The 15,949-nt window shown below is 69.3% G+C and carries 12 protein-coding genes; 5 read left to right on the forward strand and 7 right to left on the reverse strand.

Annotation, left to right across the window (positions count from 1 at the left end; all coding sequences use genetic code 11):
- The coding region (locus A3A5_RS38410; protein ID WP_018310885.1) for a serine hydrolase at positions 1-864 on the forward strand (864 nt) is incomplete at its 5' end.
- A gap of 49 nt (positions 865-913) precedes the next feature.
- Here the strand turns inward: A3A5_RS38410 and A3A5_RS0112385 are convergent.
- Together A3A5_RS0112385 and A3A5_RS0112390 are read right to left on the reverse strand one after the other, a co-directional pair.
- Positions 914-1,255 carry a HigA family addiction module antitoxin gene (locus tag A3A5_RS0112385; RefSeq protein WP_018310886.1) on the reverse strand — a complete coding sequence of 114 codons (342 nt, stop codon included), beginning with the start codon at positions 1,253-1,255 and terminating at the stop codon, positions 914-916.
- Positions 1,256-1,263: 8 nt separating this feature from the next.
- Complete coding sequence (locus A3A5_RS0112390) at positions 1,264-1,542, reverse strand: type II toxin-antitoxin system RelE/ParE family toxin (protein WP_026200704.1); 279 nt, start codon at positions 1,540-1,542, stop codon at positions 1,264-1,266.
- Between the two features lie 221 nt (positions 1,543-1,763).
- Between A3A5_RS0112390 and uvrA the strand changes: the two genes are divergently transcribed.
- The 3 genes from uvrA (at position 1,764) to A3A5_RS0112405 (ending at position 8,966) form a co-directional block, all read left to right on the forward strand.
- A complete protein-coding gene (gene uvrA / locus A3A5_RS0112395) occupies positions 1,764-7,625 on the forward strand; it encodes an excinuclease ABC subunit UvrA (protein ID WP_018310888.1) in 5,862 nt (1,953 codons plus the stop codon).
- A gap of 99 nt (positions 7,626-7,724) precedes the next feature.
- Positions 7,725-8,075: a hypothetical protein gene (locus tag A3A5_RS0112400; RefSeq protein ID WP_018310889.1), complete on the forward strand. Its 351-nt coding sequence runs from the start codon at positions 7,725-7,727 to the stop codon at positions 8,073-8,075.
- A gap of 30 nt (positions 8,076-8,105) precedes the next feature.
- Positions 8,106-8,966 (forward strand): endonuclease/exonuclease/phosphatase family protein, encoded by an 861-nt coding sequence (locus A3A5_RS0112405; protein WP_018310890.1) that lies wholly within the window; start codon positions 8,106-8,108, stop codon positions 8,964-8,966.
- 104 nt (positions 8,967-9,070) lie between these two features.
- On the opposite strand, the gene A3A5_RS0112410 is transcribed toward A3A5_RS0112405, so the two are convergent.
- Genes A3A5_RS0112410 through A3A5_RS0112420 form a run of 3 tightly spaced genes read right to left on the reverse strand, consistent with a single transcriptional unit; the run spans position 9,071 to position 10,115 of the window.
- A complete protein-coding gene (locus A3A5_RS0112410; protein ID WP_018310891.1) occupies positions 9,071-9,454 on the reverse strand; it encodes a hypothetical protein in 384 nt (127 codons plus the stop codon).
- A 30-nt stretch (positions 9,455-9,484) separates the two neighbouring features.
- Positions 9,485-9,715, reverse strand: coding sequence for a hypothetical protein (locus A3A5_RS0112415; protein ID WP_018310892.1), 231 nt, complete (start codon positions 9,713-9,715; stop codon positions 9,485-9,487).
- A gap of 34 nt (positions 9,716-9,749) precedes the next feature.
- On the reverse strand, positions 9,750-10,115 hold the full coding sequence (locus A3A5_RS0112420; protein WP_018310893.1) for a BON domain-containing protein: 366 nt from the start codon (positions 10,113-10,115) through the stop codon (positions 9,750-9,752).
- Positions 10,116-10,537: 422 nt separating this feature from the next.
- On the opposite strand from A3A5_RS0112420, the gene A3A5_RS0112425 reads away from it, so the two are divergent.
- A complete protein-coding gene (locus A3A5_RS0112425) occupies positions 10,538-11,113 on the forward strand; it encodes a hypothetical protein (RefSeq protein ID WP_018310894.1) in 576 nt (191 codons plus the stop codon).
- A 31-nt stretch (positions 11,114-11,144) separates the two neighbouring features.
- Here A3A5_RS0112425 and treY read toward each other — a convergent pair whose 3' ends face one another.
- Together treY and treZ are read right to left on the reverse strand one after the other, a co-directional pair.
- Positions 11,145-13,832, reverse strand: a complete 2,688-nt coding sequence (gene treY, locus A3A5_RS0112430) for a malto-oligosyltrehalose synthase (RefSeq protein ID WP_018310895.1) — start codon at positions 13,830-13,832, stop codon at positions 11,145-11,147.
- On the reverse strand, positions 13,832-15,838 hold the full coding sequence (gene treZ, locus A3A5_RS0112435; RefSeq protein WP_026200706.1) for a malto-oligosyltrehalose trehalohydrolase: 2,007 nt from the start codon (positions 15,836-15,838) through the stop codon (positions 13,832-13,834). The genes treY and treZ overlap by 1 nt, the downstream gene beginning before the upstream one ends.
- Positions 15,839-15,949: the final 111 nt, after the last annotated feature.

Here is a 15,949-nt window from a genome sequence, read left to right on the forward strand (position 1 = left end):
CATATCGCCATGTCGGTCACGAAGTCATTCGTCGGCACGCTGGCCGCGATGCTTGCAGCCGACGGCAAGCTCGACCCGGCAGCACCGGTGACGCGCTACCTGCCCGAACTGGCTGGCACGGCCTATGGCGACGCCACGGTGCGGCAGGTCATGGACATGACCATCGGCGTGCGCTACTCCGAGGACTATGCCAATCCCAAGGCAGAAGTGTGGGACTACGCGCGTGCGGGCGGCATGCTGGGCCGCCCGGCGGACTACAGCGGGCCGGGGACGTTCTACGACTTCCTGAAGACCCTGCAGAAGGAAGGCGACCACAATGCTGTGTTTGCCTACAAGACGGTCAATGCCGAGGTGCTGGCGTGGATCGTGCGCAGAGCCTCGGGCCAGTCGCTGGCCAAGCTGCTCTCGGAACGGATCTGGCAACCGATGGGCGCGGAGCAGGATGCGTACTTCACCGTGGACAGCATCGGCACGGAGTCAGGCGGTGGCGGGCTGAACACCACGCTGCGCGACCTCGCGCGCTTTGGCGAGACCATCCGCGGCAACGGGCGCTTCAACGGCAAGCAGATCATTCCGGCCTCGGTGGTGGCGGATATCCGCGCCGGCGGCGACCGGGACCAGTTTGCCAGGTCGGCCAGCGCGCCGGTGCTGCCGGGCTGGAGCTATCGCGATATGTGGTGGGTCTCGCACGATAGCCACGGCATGTTCCAGGCCGCCGGCATCCATGGCCAGCGCATCTATATCGACCCCAAGGCCGAGCTGACCATCGTGCGATACGCGTCGCACCCCGTGGCCGGCAACGCTGCCAACAATCCGATCACGTTCCGCGCTTTCCGCGCGCTGGCGGAAACGCTGATGCGATAGGGTGATGGCCTGGGCGGCAAGGGCCGCCCGGCTTGGCAATACAGACTTCCTACTTTTCTGCGGCCGACGGGCCGGCCTGCGCCGCGGCTGGGTCGCGCGGCGCCACTTCCGCCGTGATCCTCTCGCCGTGGTCGCGCTCCGCGACCTTCAGGTCATAGTTCAACTGCAGGTTCATCCACGAACGCGCATCGCCGCCGAAATAGCGCGCCAACCGCAGTGCCGTGTCCGGCGTTATGCCGCGCTGCTCGCGCACGATCTCGTTGATGCGCGCCGCGGTCACGCGCAGCGCCAGGGCCAGGGCGTTGGCACTCATGTCCAGCGGCACCAGGAACTCCTCGCGCAGGATTTCGCCCGGATGGATGGGGGGCATGCCGTCTTTGAAGTGGGCCATGGCAGTCCTTAGTGATAGTCGATGATTTCGACGGCCGCCGGGCCGTCATGCGTCCAGATGAAGCAAATCCGCCATTGATTGTTGATGCGGATGCTGTAGCGGCCCTTGCGGTCGCCGCCCAGCAATTCCAGCCGGTTGCCCGGAGGCGAACGCAACATTCCGAGTGTGGTCGCCTCATGGAGCATGAGCAACTTGCGGCAGGCGACCGCGCGAACATTGGCGAAACGCGGCACACAGCGGCCGCCGAACAGTTCAAATGTGTGGGAACATCTGAATGACTGGATCATATCGCATACCGGTAATCGATAAATAGTAGTCTGGCGAAATTTGCATTGGCCTGTACCAGAAGCCATGAAAGCTGCGCGCCGCTCCCCCCGCACCGTCATTTGTCTGATTCCGAGCGGCGCTGGCGATACCAAATCTTTTCCAACCTGATAGACTGTATGGATGTACAGTGGTCGGGCCACCCCCGTCTTCTTCTTAACGTCCTGATTCGAAAAGAGAAATCGTGTCGAGCAAGCAGCTAATCCGCATTCGCGGCGCCCGCCAGCACAACCTCAAGAATGTCGATCTCGACCTGCGACCCGGCGAGATGACCGTGGTGACCGGGCCGTCCGGCTCGGGCAAGTCCAGCCTGGTGTTCGACACGCTCTATGCCGAAGGCCAGCGCCGCTACGTCGAGACCTTCAGCGCCTACGCCCGCCAGTTCCTGGACCGGATGGACCGGCCCCAGGTGGAGCGCGTGGACGGGGTGCCGCCCGCCATCGCCATCGACCAGACCAACCCGGTGCGCAGCTCGCGTTCGACGGTGGGCACGATGACGGAGCTGAACGACCACCTGAAGCTGCTCTACGCGCGCGCGGCGGAGCTGTTCGACAAGCAGACCGCGCTGCCGGTGCGCCATGACTCGCCTGAAACCATCTACGCCGAGCTGCTGGCGCGCACGGCCGAGGGCCAGCCGCATCACGATGCGCGGCTCGTGGTGACCTTTCCGGTCGAGCTGCCCGAGTCCGCAACGGATGAAGAGGTCCAGCAATGGCTGTCGGTCAGCGGCTATACGCGCGTGCAGGCGCAGCGCGTGGTGCAGTCGCCCACCGGCGCGCGCAAGCTGCTCGATGTGGTGGCGGACCGCTTGCGCATCGGCAATGCCGAGAAGGTGCGCGTGGTGGAGGCGATCGAAGCTTCGCTCAAGCGCGGCGGCGGGCGCGTCAACATCTATGTGCTGGCTGACGGCGACGAAGGCCCCGTATGGCGCTTTTCCACCGGCCTGCACAGCCCGGACAGCGACCTGCGCTATGCGGATCCGCAGCCGGCGCTGTTCTCGTTCAACTCCGCCTACGGCGCGTGCGAGACCTGCCGCGGCTTCGGCCGCGTGATCGGCGTCGACCTTGGCCTGGTGATCCCCGACGCGCGCAAGACGCTGCGCGGCGGTGCGATCAAGCCGATGCAGACGCCGGCGTGGAAGGAGTGCCAGGATGACCTGATGCGCTATGCGGCCAAGGCCGGCATCCCGCGCGACACCCCCTGGGCGGAGCTGACCGAGGCCGAGCGCCACTGGGTCATCCATGGCTCGCCGGACTGGACCGGCCAGTGGAACAAGCACTGGTATGGCGTGATGCGGTTCTTCAACTACCTGGAGTCGAAGGCCTACAAGATGCATATCCGCGTGCTGCTGTCGAAGTACCGCAGCTACACGCCGTGTGAAACCTGCGGCGGCGCACGCCTGAAGACCGAGTCGCTGCTGTGGCGCCTGGGCTCCAGGGACAATGCCGACGCCGTGCTGGCGCCGCCGCGCCGCTTCCTGCCGCGCGGGGTGGACTGGGACCGCACGCAGCTGGAGGCTCTGCCCGGCCTGACCGTGCATGACCTGATGCTGCTGCCGATCGAACGCATCCGCCGTTTCTTCGACGGACTGACCCTGCCCAGCGCGATGCTGGACGATGCCCTCAAGCTGCTGCTGGCCGAGGTGCGCACGCGCCTGAAATACCTGTGCGACGTGGGTTTGAGCTACCTGACGCTGGACCGCCAGAGCCGCACGCTGTCCGGCGGCGAAGTGCAGCGCATCAACCTGACCACGGCGCTGGGCACCTCGCTGGTCAACACCTTGTTCGTACTGGACGAGCCCAGCATCGGCCTGCACCCGCGTGATCTGAACCGCATTGTCGAGGCCATGCACCGGCTGCGCGATGCGGGCAACACGCTGGTGGTGGTGGAGCACGATCCGTCCGTGATGCTGGCTGCCGACCGCCTGATCGACATGGGCCCGGGTCCCGGCGAGCGCGGCGGCAATATCATCTTCGACGGCACGCCGGCGGATATCCGCAATGCCGGCACGCGGACCGGCGAATACCTGGGCGGGCGCCGCCGCGTGGCCGATGCCTCGCACTGGCAGCGCCGGCCGGTGGATGCCACGCTGCCACGCATCGTGCTGGAAGGCGCCACCGAGCACAACCTGCAGGACGTCACGGTCGAGATCCCGCTGCAGCGGCTGGTGTGCGTGACCGGCGTGTCGGGTTCGGGCAAGTCCACGCTGCTGCAGGACGTACTGCATCCGGCCATGGCGCGGCACTTTGGCAAGGCCACCGAGTCGCCGGGCGCCTTCCGCAAGCTGTGCGGCGCCGACCTGGTCGACGATGTGGTCTTTGTCGACCAGTCGCCGATCGGCAAGACCGCGCGTTCCAACCCGGCCAGCTACGTGGGCGCGTTCGACGAGATCCGCAAGATCTTCGCCAAGGCCCCGATGGCGCTGCAGCGCAGCTATACCGCGGGCACCTTCAGCTTCAACTCGGGCGACGGGCGTTGCCCGACCTGCGGCGGCTCGGGCTTCGAGCATGTCGAGATGCAGTTCCTGAGCGATGTCTACCTGCGCTGCCCGGACTGCGACGGCACCCGCTATCGCCCCGAAGTGCTGGAAGTGAAGATCGAGCGCGCCGCGGCCGGCCAGCCGCCGCGCTTGCTGAGCATTGCCGACGTGCTGGAGCTTACGGTCAGCGAAGCCGCCGCCTGCTTTGCCGCCGACCCCGCGGTGCTGCGCGTGCTGCAGCCCATCGTCGATGTCGGCCTGGAATACATGAAGCTGGGCCAGCCGGTGCCGACGCTGTCGGGCGGCGAGGCGCAGCGCCTGAAACTGGCCGGCTTCCTCGCCGAAGCGGCGCAGGCAACGCCGTCGCGGACCCGGCCCAGCGCCATCCCGCGCCGGCTGTTCATGTTCGACGAGCCGACCACGGGCCTGCACTTCGACGATATCGCCAAGCTGATGCGCGCCTTCGGCAAGCTGCTGGACGGCGGCCATTCGCTGATCGTGATCGAGCACAACCTGGACGTGATCCGCGCAGCGGACTGGCTGATCGACCTTGGCCCCGAGGGCGGCGACGCCGGCGGGCGCGTGGTCTGCACCGGCACTCCGGAAGAGGTGAAGCGCTGCGCCGAATCGCATACCGGCCAGGCGCTGGTCCACTATGACGCGGCGCTGGGCGAAGCCGGCACGCTGGCCGCCGAGCGCGCCGAGATCGAAGGCGTGCCGCTGCAGGCCGCGCTGCAGGCACGGCGCGCCCGCCGCGAGGTGGAGGGCGAGGACGTGGTGCGCATCGTCAATGCGCATGAGCACAACCTGAAGGCGCTCAACGTCGATATCCCGCACGGCAGGTTCAACGTGGTCACCGGTGTGTCCGGATCGGGCAAGTCGACGCTGGCCTTCGACATCCTGTTCCACGAAGGCCAGCGCCGCTATCTGGAGTCGCTCAATGCTTATGCCCGCTCCATCGTGCAGCCCGCGGGCCGGCCCGAGGTGGATGCGGTCTACGGCATCCCGCCTACGGTGGCGATCGAGCAGCGCCTGTCGCGCGGCGGCCGCAAGAGCACGGTGGCGACCACTTCCGAAGTCTGGCACTTCCTGCGCCTGCTGTACGTCAAGCTGGGCATCCAGCATTGCGTGCATGACGGTGCGCCGGTGAGCTCGCAGAGCCCGGAGTCGATTGCCGCCCAGCTGCTGCGCGACCATCGAGGCCAGCATGTGGGGCTGCTGGCGCCGCTGGTGGTCAACCGCAAGGGCGTCTATACCGACCTGGCCAAGTGGGCCAAGGCGCGCGGCAATACGCACCTGCGCGTCGATGGTGAATTCCTGCCGGTCGACCCGTGGCCGCGGCTGGACCGCTTCCGCGAGCACACCATCGAGCTGCCCGTAGGCGACCTGGTGGTCTCGCCGGAGAACGAGGCCGAGCTGCGCGCGCTGCTGGCGCAGACGCTGGAGGCCGGCAAGGGCGTGATGCACCTCCTGGCGCCGCTGGACGGCCTGCACGACGCCATGCACAACGGCGGTACCGCGCACGTGGGCGAGGTCAAGGTGTTCTCGACCAAGCGCGCCTGCCCGGTGTGCGGCACCAGCTACCCTGAGCTGGACCCGCGCATGTTCTCGTACAACAGCAAGCATGGCTGGTGCACCACCTGCGTGGGCACCGGGCTGGCACTGACCCGCGAACAGCGCGCGGCGTTCGACGATACCGTGCTGGCCGAAGACAACCGCGGCCGCGAGCAGAGCCTGCCGTCGGAAGAGCAGGAACCCGAAGGCGTGGTCGATACGCCGTGCCCGGACTGCCATGGCACGCGCCTGAACCTGGTGGCGCGCGCGGTGACCTTCGACGAGAACGCCATCGTCGACGTGGCGCAGTGGACCGTGTCCGATACCCGGCGCTGGGTCGATGGCCTGCACCTCACGGGGCGCGATGCCGAGATCGCCCGCGATGTCATCAGCGAGATCGGCAGCCGCCTGCAGTTCCTGGAGGAAGTGGGGCTGGGCTACCTGAGCCTGGACCGTGCCGCGCCAAGCCTGTCTGGCGGCGAGGCCCAGCGCATCCGCCTGGCCGCGCAACTGGGCAGCAACCTGCAGGGCGTCTGCTACGTGCTGGACGAGCCCACCATCGGCCTGCATCCGCGCGACAACCGGATCCTGCTGGACGCGCTGCGCAAGCTGGGCGACAAGGGCAATACGCTGGTGGTGGTCGAGCATGATGAAGACACCATCCGCCGTGCCGACCACATCATCGATATCGGCCCCGGTGCGGGCAAACGCGGCGGCACGCTGGTGGCACAGGGCGGCGTGGCCGACCTGTCCGCGGCGCCGGACTCCACCACCGGGCAGTTCCTGGCGCGCCCGATCATCCATCCGCTGCAGGCAAGGCGCAGGGTGAAGCCCGGCGCTGCCGGCAAGCCCGCCGATCCGCCGGAATGGCTGACCGTGCATGGCGCATCGCTGCATAACCTGCGCAAGGTGACGGCGCGCATTCCGCTGTCGCGGCTGGTGGCAATCACCGGCGTGTCCGGTTCGGGCAAGTCCACGCTGGCGCGCGATGTGCTGATGACCAACCTGCTTGATGCGGTGGGCCGCTCGGTGCTGTCTTCGCCTGCGACCCGGCGCGCGCGCAACGCTGCGAAAGACGAGGCCAGGGCAGCGAAGTCAAGCGCCAGGAAGCCGCTCAATGTCGAGCACAACTGGCATGGCTGCGACGCCGTCACCGGCTGGGAACCGATCGACCGCGTGCTGGAAGTGGACCAGACCCCGATCGGCAAGACGCCGCGCTCATGCCCGGCTACCTATATCGGCGTGTGGGACACCATTCGCCGGCTCTTTGCCGATACGCTGGAAGCGCGCGCACGCGGCTACACCGCGTCGCGCTTCTCGTTCAACACCGGCGACGGGCGCTGCCCGGCGTGCGAAGGGCAGGGCGTGCGCACCATCGGCATGAGCTTCCTGCCGGACGTGAAGGTGCCGTGCGATGTCTGCCACGGCCAGCGCTTCAACCCCGAGACCCTGGCGGTCACCTGGCGCGGCAAGAATATCGGCGACGTGCTGACGATGGAGATCGACGAGGCGGTGGCGTTCTTCTCGGCCATCTCGAACATCGCGCATCCGCTGCAGCTGATGAAGGACGTGGGCCTGGGCTACCTGACGCTGGGCCAGCCGTCGCCTACGCTGTCCGGCGGCGAGGCGCAGCGCATCAAGCTGGTCACCGAGCTGAGCAAGGTGCGCGACGACATCACGCGCCGCGGCCAGAAGGCGCCGCATACGCTGTACGTGCTGGACGAGCCTACCGTGGGCCTGCATATGGCCGACGTGGCGCGCCTGATCCGCGTGCTGCACCGGCTCACGGACGGCGGGCACAGCGTGGTGGTGATCGAGCATGACCTCGACGTGATTGCCGAGGCCGACTGGATCATCGACCTTGGGCCCGAAGGCGGTGCGGGCGGCGGCACCATTGTCGGCGCGGCCGATCCGGAGGCCTTGTCGCGCAATGCGGCCAGCCATACCGGCGCGGCGCTGGTGCCGGTGCTGGCGCGGGGCAATGCCGAGGCAGGCAAAGTGGGCATCGCGTAAGGGACTGGCGCAGGGATTGGCGCAGCGAAGGGCGTACGGGCACGCCTTTCGCTTGATCATGGTTACTGGCGCGCACATCGCGTGCAAACGGAGGTAACCATGAAGCATACCCGCACCAGCCGACTCCTTGCAGCGGTGGCCCTGGCCGCCGCCGCGATTCCCGCCATGGCGCAGGCGCCGGACACGCCGCGCGGCGCCTATGACCCATATTCGCAAGGCGCGCGCAGCACTGACAAGTTCGACCCGTACAGCCAGGGCGCCAACGCTCCTGCGCGGACCGACCTGGCGCCCGCGCCAGAGGCCCAGCCTTCGACCATGCCGGCGCAGCCTGGCGTGCCTGGCACGACCATGCAGCGTGCCCCGGATCCATACATGGATGGCGCACGTTGGGAAAGCCCCGACCTGGGGCGCCGTATCGGCAAGCCGAACCCGTTCCTGGATGGCGCCTGAGCATTGCGGCCAGCGCTGCCGGCCATGCGAATGCAACCGGACTTACCGTCTCTTGTAAATCCTGCCCAGGCGCGTGACCCCGGCGACGCGCTCGCGGTCGCCGGCGCGCGGGCAGCGCTGCACTGCGGGCGGCCGGCGGACGCGGCCGGCATCGCCAGCATGACGGTGGCCAGTTACAACATTCACCGCGCCGTGGGCACGGACCGCCGCTATCGGCCGGACCGCATCGCAGCGGTGCTGGAGGAACTGGACGCCGATATCGTCGCGCTGCAGGAGGTGGAATCCGGCAGCAGCAACGACCACACTCTGGAATACCTGGCCGGCCATACCGGCATGCATGTGGTCTCGGGCTTTACGCGCGTGCGCGGCAATGCCGATTATGGCAATGCGCTGCTGGCGCGCTTTGCGCCGCAGGCGGTGAACCAGATCGACCTGACCGTGAAGGGCTGCGAGCCGCGCGGTGCCATCGATGTCACGCTGGCGTGCACGGCCTCGGGCCGGGAGAGCGCACTGCGCGTGATTGCCACCCACCTGGGCCTGCGCCCCGGTGAGCGCCGGCGCCAGGTGCAGCAGTTGCTCAACTATGTGGCCGCCGCGCCGCCGTTGCCGACGATCCTGCTTGGTGACGTCAATGAATGGTTCCTGTGGGGCCGGCCGTTGCGCTGGCTGCATGCCTATTTCGAGCATACGCCGCACACCGCCACCTTCCCGTCGCGCTGGCCGGTGTTTGCGCTCGATCGCATCTGGGTGTCGCCGCGCGCGCACCTGGTGTCCGTGGCCAGCCATCGTTCGCCGCTGGCGCGCGTGGCCTCCGATCACCTGCCGCTGCTGGCTTGTTTTGAAGTGCCCGCAGCGCCGCGGCATGACGGTGGGGACCTCAGCACGACATAGAGGTGGCTTCGACGCGCGTCCTGACCGGATAAGGACGGCGGTCCCGGGCGCACCGGGGCCGGCATTCGTCTTGCCGCCCTGATACGTCCTTGCCGGGCGCCATCCTAACGCGGTGCGCGGGGCGGGCGTTCCTCGCGCTCATCGGTGTGGTCGGCCTTGTCGACCGGCACCTCGGCCGGCAGGTCTTCGGCGGCATGCATCACTTCATCGGCGATCTCTTCCTCGGGGCTTTCCTCATCCGGCGCAGTGTGGGCCTCATTCTCGCGTTGCTCGATTTCTTCGTCGATATCGTCGGTTTCCTGTTCGAGATCGGGGTCGAGCGTGCTCGGGATATGGCCCGCGTCGGCACGCGCGGCGCCGGACGCGGTGTTCTCGCGCGAACGGCGGCCGGCGGAGGCCTGCGCGCCTTCGCGCGGCGCGGTTGCTGTGCCGCCCACGCGGTCACCGCGACGTGGGCCGGTACGGTGGGTACGTACGGTCTTGCTCATCGTGCCTCCTGTTCGGTTGGCCCGGCGGATTCAGCCATTCTCCACCGGCGATTCGCTTTCCTCGGGCTTGCTGCCGCGACGCCTGACTGAAGGCGGCTCGCGGTTCTCGTCCGGGATGTCATGCTCATGCTCGCTATCGTGGCGGCGGTCGCGTCCGGGCTTGCCGCGTTCATGCTCGGTGTCGGGGCCGCCCTTGTGCGGATCGGGGCGCTCGCTGCGGCGCCGCGTGATGTCATGGTCGGGCTGGCGATGGGTGCTCATGGCGCCTCCACGAAGGTTGGCATGGCGCTGCCGGTCAGTCGGTGCCGGCGCGCAGCTCGTCGGAGACGGCGCTCACGCCGCGCACCGAACGAGCCAGTTCCATTGCCATCGTACGCTGTTTATCGTCGCGCACGGTGCCTTCCAGCTTGACCACGCCGTCAGTGGTGGATACGCGGATCCTGGCCGGGTCCAGCGTGCGCGCGTTTGCCAGGCGGGCCTTGACTTCGGCAGTGATGGCGCGGTCGCTGGCGGCTGCAGTGTCGCGCGGCGCGGCAGTGTGGCCCGTGGAAGACGGCGCCGCCGGCGCATCGGTCGGGGCGGCCGCGGCGGCCTGGGAGGCGGCCACGGCCAGCGCCGCCAGTGGCAGCGCCAGGCGGGTGATGCGGGAGCGTGGTGTCATGACGATCCTCCTGTACTTGGCGGCGGGCAGGGCGATTCCTGCTCCGCATCTGCCTTTGACCTGCAAGCTCCGTTCCCGCGCCGGTGCCTGGCTCGATCCTGTGCGGCTTGCGGCGCAGGCGCGGCGTACACGGCGTAGTTTTTACCGCCGCCGCAGAAACTGCATGCACCGCCGCATGGCGCCCCGTGCGCGTGCCGGCAGGCCGCCGCGGCATGACCGGCGCGATGCTTGCGCGCTGTCGTGTGATTGCGTGCCGTCGTGTCTATAGTGAATGAAATGCTGGCAAAAACTGGCGAGCGGCAAGTGCCGGCGAGCACAGCCCGCAACGCCGGCCCCATGCCGCGGCGGCACCCTGTGCGCCGCGTGTCGCCGGGCCCGACAGCGCAGCCGGGGGGAAGCGGCTCATCCGTTGCGAGGTAGTCATGAACCTAGCCAGCATCCTGTCCACTGTCGTCCTGGCCTCGTCCGTCTCGGTGTCTTCTGCACCGATGGAGCGCCAGCTGCTTGCGATGACGCCCACGGACTTCGCCCAGCGCTTCAACACCGTGGCTCAGGACACTGGCTCCGGCCTGGCCTTGCCCAGTTTCAAGGTCAAGCCGGGCTGGCACCGTGCCGCGCCCAGTTCGGGCGTATCGGTGCTGGTGCGCGCCAGCCGCTCGGGCTACGCCATCGATGAGGTGGTGGTGGTGTGCCGCGAGGTCGAGCGCTGCTTCCTGACGATCTGCACGGCCGCGCTTGCGATTGACGACAGCGTCAACCCGCTGCTGCTGCAGCGCTTTATCGTGGCGCGCATCGCGACCGAGCTGGGTGAGGTGGGCCTGGTGATGTCGGGCCTGGCATATATCGTTGTCACGCCCAAGGCGGACGACTACGTGGCCGTCGTGATCCGGCCCTACCTGCCGCAGGAACGCGGCGCTTCGCCCAGCCAGGCAAGGCGCGAGCCGCAGCACGGCCCGCTGACGCCGATCGTATTGCATACGGCGGCGCAGAAGTCCTGAGACCGGCACCGTTCGCGTTGCCCGGGGCCGCTTACGGCTGGCGCAGCAGCAGCGCCACCGGCAAGCCGCCCAGCACCTCGCGCAGGCGCAGCCGGCCCATGGGTGCGTCCAGCACGTGGCCGGTCAGCGCATCGGTCCAGCGGCTGGGCTGCTGCGCGCCCACGTCCAGGATGGTGTCGCCCCAGCTCGCCGGCGGGATGCGCGGCATGGTCGGGTCGACCCGCGTGGCCGCCAGCCGCGTCACCACCGAGATGGCCTGGTGCGCATCCGTGGTGCGGGCAAAGGCCAGCACCTGCGGCACCAGCGCGCCCTGCGCCGCCAGCATGCTGTATTGCCCGTCGGCAAAGAGCCGGGGATAGGTGCGGCGTACTGCCAGCACCTGGCGTATCAGCTGCTGCTTGATGCGCCCGTCGCGCCAGTGCGCCAGCCAGTGGGCCCAGCCAGCGCTGCAGCCCAGGCGCGCGCGCAGTTGCGCAAAATCGGGCGGGCGCCGGTTGTCCGGGTCCACCAGGCTCAGGTCCCAGCCTTCGCACCCCTGGTAGCGGTCGGGGATGCCTGGTGCGGTCAGCTGCACCAGCACCTGTGCCAGGCTGTTGACTGCGCCGGCCACGGCGATGTGCTGCGCAAACTGGCCGATATGCGCCAGCACACCCAAGGGCCAGCCCGCTGCGATGGCGCGCAGGAAGGCTTCGCACGCAGTTTCATACCCTGCATCGGGGCAGGTCCAGTTGCCGTGGCGCTTGGCTTCGCGGATGGCCTTGAGCTGCCACGCCGACACGCGCTCCAGGAGCGCGTCGACGGTGTTGCTGCCTGCAGGCTTGCCGATGTCCTCCATCGGCCACGCGCCGACCAGGGTCTGGTACAGCGTCAGGCGGTCGCCGGGGTCCGGGGCCTGCGGCAGGGTCGACAGCAGCGGTGCGCATGCGCGTTCCCATGCCGCCACGGCATCGGCCCAGGCGTCGGGCATCTCGCTCAGCACGGCCAGGCGCATGCGTGTGTCCTCGCCGCGCTTGTGGTCGTGGGTCGCGGTGGCCAGCATGGCATGAGGACTGGCCAGGCGCCGCGCCGCCATGCGCGCGTGGAACTGCGCCGGCGGCAGCGCCAGCGTGCCGGGGTCGCTGCCCACTTCGTTGCGCGACAGCAGCCGCCCGTAGCGGTAGAACGCCGTGTCTTCGCCGGCCTTGGCTGCCAGCGCGGGCATCAGTTGCTGCAGGCGGCGCCGCAGCACGCCGGTTTCGCTGTCGGGCGGGGCTGGCGTGCGCAGGCAGCCGCCGATAAAGGCTAGTGCCACGGCCTCGTCCGGGGCCAGGCCGGCGCGCGCCGCCTGCATGGCTTCGTCCAGCATGGCATCGTCGGCCTGTGCGGCCGAGGCGTCGCGCTTGCCGGGTTGCGCGTCAAAGTAGCTGCGGTAGACGGGCACCGCCGCCATCAGCGCGGCCAGCGCGCGCCGCAGCGCCGCGCGTGTCAGGTCGCGCGTGCCGGGCTCCTGCTTCGCGCAGTCGTGCAGGCAGGCGGCCGCGCCTTCGTACTCGGTCACCAGGTGCCGTTCCAGCACCTGGCGCCGCGCCGCCGCGACATGGGCGGCATACGGGCGCGCATCGCCGCTGGCCGATACCCACAGCGCGCCCAGCGGCGCCTCGCCGTTGCCGTCATGCAGCACGGCGGCCACATCGTCCATGAAGTCGTAGCCCGTGGTGCCATCGACCTGCCAGTCCGGCGCCAGGCGTTCGCGCGGGCCCAGGATCTTTTCGACCACCAGCCATGGGTGCGCCAGGCGCAGCAACGGCGGGCGCGCGGCGGCGTGCCGGTCCAGCTCGGCGCGCAGCCGGCGGCAGTAGCCAGCAGGATCGGCCAGGCCGTCGACATGATCGACACGCACGCCGTCGATCCAGCCTTCGCGCAGCAGGCGGAAGACCAGTTCGTGGACGGCGTCGAATACCTGCGGGTCTTCCTCGCGCACGCCGACAAGATCGCTGATCTCGAAGAAGCGCCGCCAGTTCAGTGCCGCGGCGGCGGTGCGCCACCAGGCCAGCCGGTAGTGCTGGCGCTCCAGCAGTGCGTGCAGGCGGGTGCGGCCTTCGGCCTGCTTGGGGTCGTACCAGCCGGGCTGTGTTGCGGCGGCGGCATCCTCGCTGCCCGGCGCCAGCGGCAGCGAGTGCTCGAAATAGCGCAGGTGGGCGGCATCCCCTGCGCTTGCAGGCACCCATTGCAGCTCGCCCGCCACCAGCGTGTCCCAGTAGGACTGACCCAGCATCGGCAGCAGCACCTTGCCATGCAGGGCGGGGTCGCGCGGGGTCCAGTCGATGTCGAAGCTGCCGGCGCAGCGGCTGGCGCGTCCGTGGGTCAGTACGTCGCGCCACCAGCGGTTGTGGGTGGCGTCGGCTGCCATGTGGTTGGGCACAATGTCCAGCACCAGGCCGAGGCCGGCGGCGCGGGCGCGCCCGGCCAGCGCTTTCAGGCCGGGCTCGCCGCCCAGCTCGTCGCGCACGCGGGTGAAGTCGGTGACGTCGTAGCCATGGCTGGAGCCCGGGCGCGCGCTGCACACTGGCGACAGGTACAGGTGGCTGACGCCGAGCGCGGCGTAGTAGTCGACCACGGCGGCGGCATCGGCAAAGGTGAAGCCCGGATGCAGCTGCAGCCGGGCGGTGGCGCGGGGGAGGTCATGATCGCCGCCATCGCCATGGCTGCCTGGCAGGGATTCCGGCAAGCCGGCGGGCATTATCTGGCGCGCGCCGCGGCGGGCTCGCACATGGTGGCGACGCAGGCCAGCGGCGGCAGCATGCCGGCGGACAGCTCGGCTGCGGCGCCGGGCAGGCTTTCATGCAGCGCCGCGCTCATGTCGTGGCACGGGCGCGTGCATGGCACGGCTTCGCTGCCCAGGTTCAGCCACAGGCTCAGCTCCATGCCGTCCATCAGCCGCCAGCGTGCGCACAGCGCGGCCGGCCCCAGGATATCGACGCCGGCCGACTGGCAGCCGGCCAGCCGGTCCAGCAGTTCACGGCGCCGTACTGAGAGCAGTTCGTGGTAGTACGGTGTCCAGTCGCCGTCGTCCTCCAGCTCGGGGCGCGACGCCTCGAAGGTGGCCGGGTCGTTGGGATCGGGGATGGCCGCGGCGCGCGCATCGTCGCGGAATGCCGCGCTTGCCGCAAACTCGCGGCGCCGCCCGTCGCGCACGGCCTGCGCCAGTTCGGGCGGGTGGCTGGTGAAGTAGAGGAAGGGCCGCTGCGTGCCGGTTTCCTCGCCCATGAACACCAGCGGCACCTGCGGGCACAGCAGCTGCAGCGCCACCGCTGCGCGCAGCGCATCGCGGTCCGCCAGGCCGGCCAGCCGGTCGCCCAGTGCGCGGTTGCCAGTCTGGTCGTGGTTCTGCAGGAAGCAGACGAAGGCCGTGGGCGGCAGGTGCGCGCTGGGCTGGCCGCGGCGCACGCCCTCCGCGGTTGACGACACGCCAGGCGCGGCGGCAGAGCGGTGTGCCGACAGTTCGCCCTGGTAGGCAAAGCCTTCGCCCAGCACGCGCGCAAGGTGGCGCAGCGCGGGCTCGCCGCGCCCCGCAGCCGCATCGTCGCCCTCATCGGCACGGCAGGTGTAGTCGGAATAGTAGCCGTCGCCCTCGCCGGTCAGCAGCACGTGCAGGGCATGGTGGGCGTCATCGTTCCACTGTGCGTCGTAGCCCGTGGCCAGCAGTGCGGCATCGTTGTTGTCGTTCTCCAGCACCAGGTGGAGATGGCGGCTGGCGCCGTCGCCTTCGGCCAGCATGGTGCGCAGCTCGCCGGGCAGCGCCGCCAGCCAGCCTTCGTCCTCGATCGCGTGCACGGCGTCCAGGCGCAGGCCGTCGAAGCGGAACTGCTCCAGCCAGTAGCGCGCGTTCTCGGTGAAGAAGCGCCGTACCTGCGGCCGGCGGAAATCGATGGCCGGCCCCCATGGGGTCTGCCGGTCCGCGCGGAAGAACGCGCTGGCGTAGCGGTGCAGGTAGTTGCCTTCCGGTCCGAAGTGGTTGTAGACCACGTCCAGCAGCACCATCATGCCGAGCTGATGGGCGCGGTCCACCAGCGCGCGCAGTTCGTCCGGCGTGCCGTAGGCGGACTCCGGCGCGAATGGCAGCACGCCGTCATAGCCCCAGTTGCGCGTGCCGGGGAACTCAGCCAGCGGCATCAGCTCGACCGCGGTGAAGCCCAGCGCCGCCAGCCGCGGCAGCTGCCGGGCCACGCCGGCAAAGCCGCCGCACAGGCCCACGTGCATTTCATAGACGATGGCTTCATGCCAGGGGCGCCCGCGCCAGTCCGGACACGCCCACGCAAAGGCGCCCGCGGCGTCGGGGGCGGGCACGATGCTGGGCCCGTGCACATCGTCAGCCTGCCAGCGTGAGGCCGGGTCAGGCACGGTGGTGCCGTCGTCAAGCCGGAACCAGTAGCGTGCCCCTTTGCTGCACGGAACAATGGCCTCGAACCAGCCGTTGGCGCCGGCCGCCATGTGCACCGGACCGAGCCCGGCGATCTCCAGCCGTACCGCCTGGCCCTGCTCGGCTGCGTCCGGAGCCCACAGCCGGAACCGCACGCGGCCGTCTGGCAGCCAGGCCGGCCCGAACAGGTAGTCGTGCGCAGGTTCGCCGTTGCCGGGCAGGCCCGGCTGTCCGACGGCAGCGGGCGCTGCAAAGCAGTCGTGCGGGGCCAGGCTGGGCATGGCGGAGCGGGCGCCGGGGGCAAGAAGAAACGGGTTGGCGTGCAAATTCGGCTCCTGGCTTCGGGACAGCTGTGGGACGTGCGAAGGGAGAGCCGGCCGGATGGCCGGTCTTGGCACAATGCGAACTCCATGCCCGTGGGACAACGCTTTGCGAGG

The sequence above is a fragment of the Cupriavidus sp. UYPR2.512 genome, from assembly GCF_000379565.1.
Taxonomy (GTDB): domain Bacteria; phylum Pseudomonadota; class Gammaproteobacteria; order Burkholderiales; family Burkholderiaceae; genus Cupriavidus.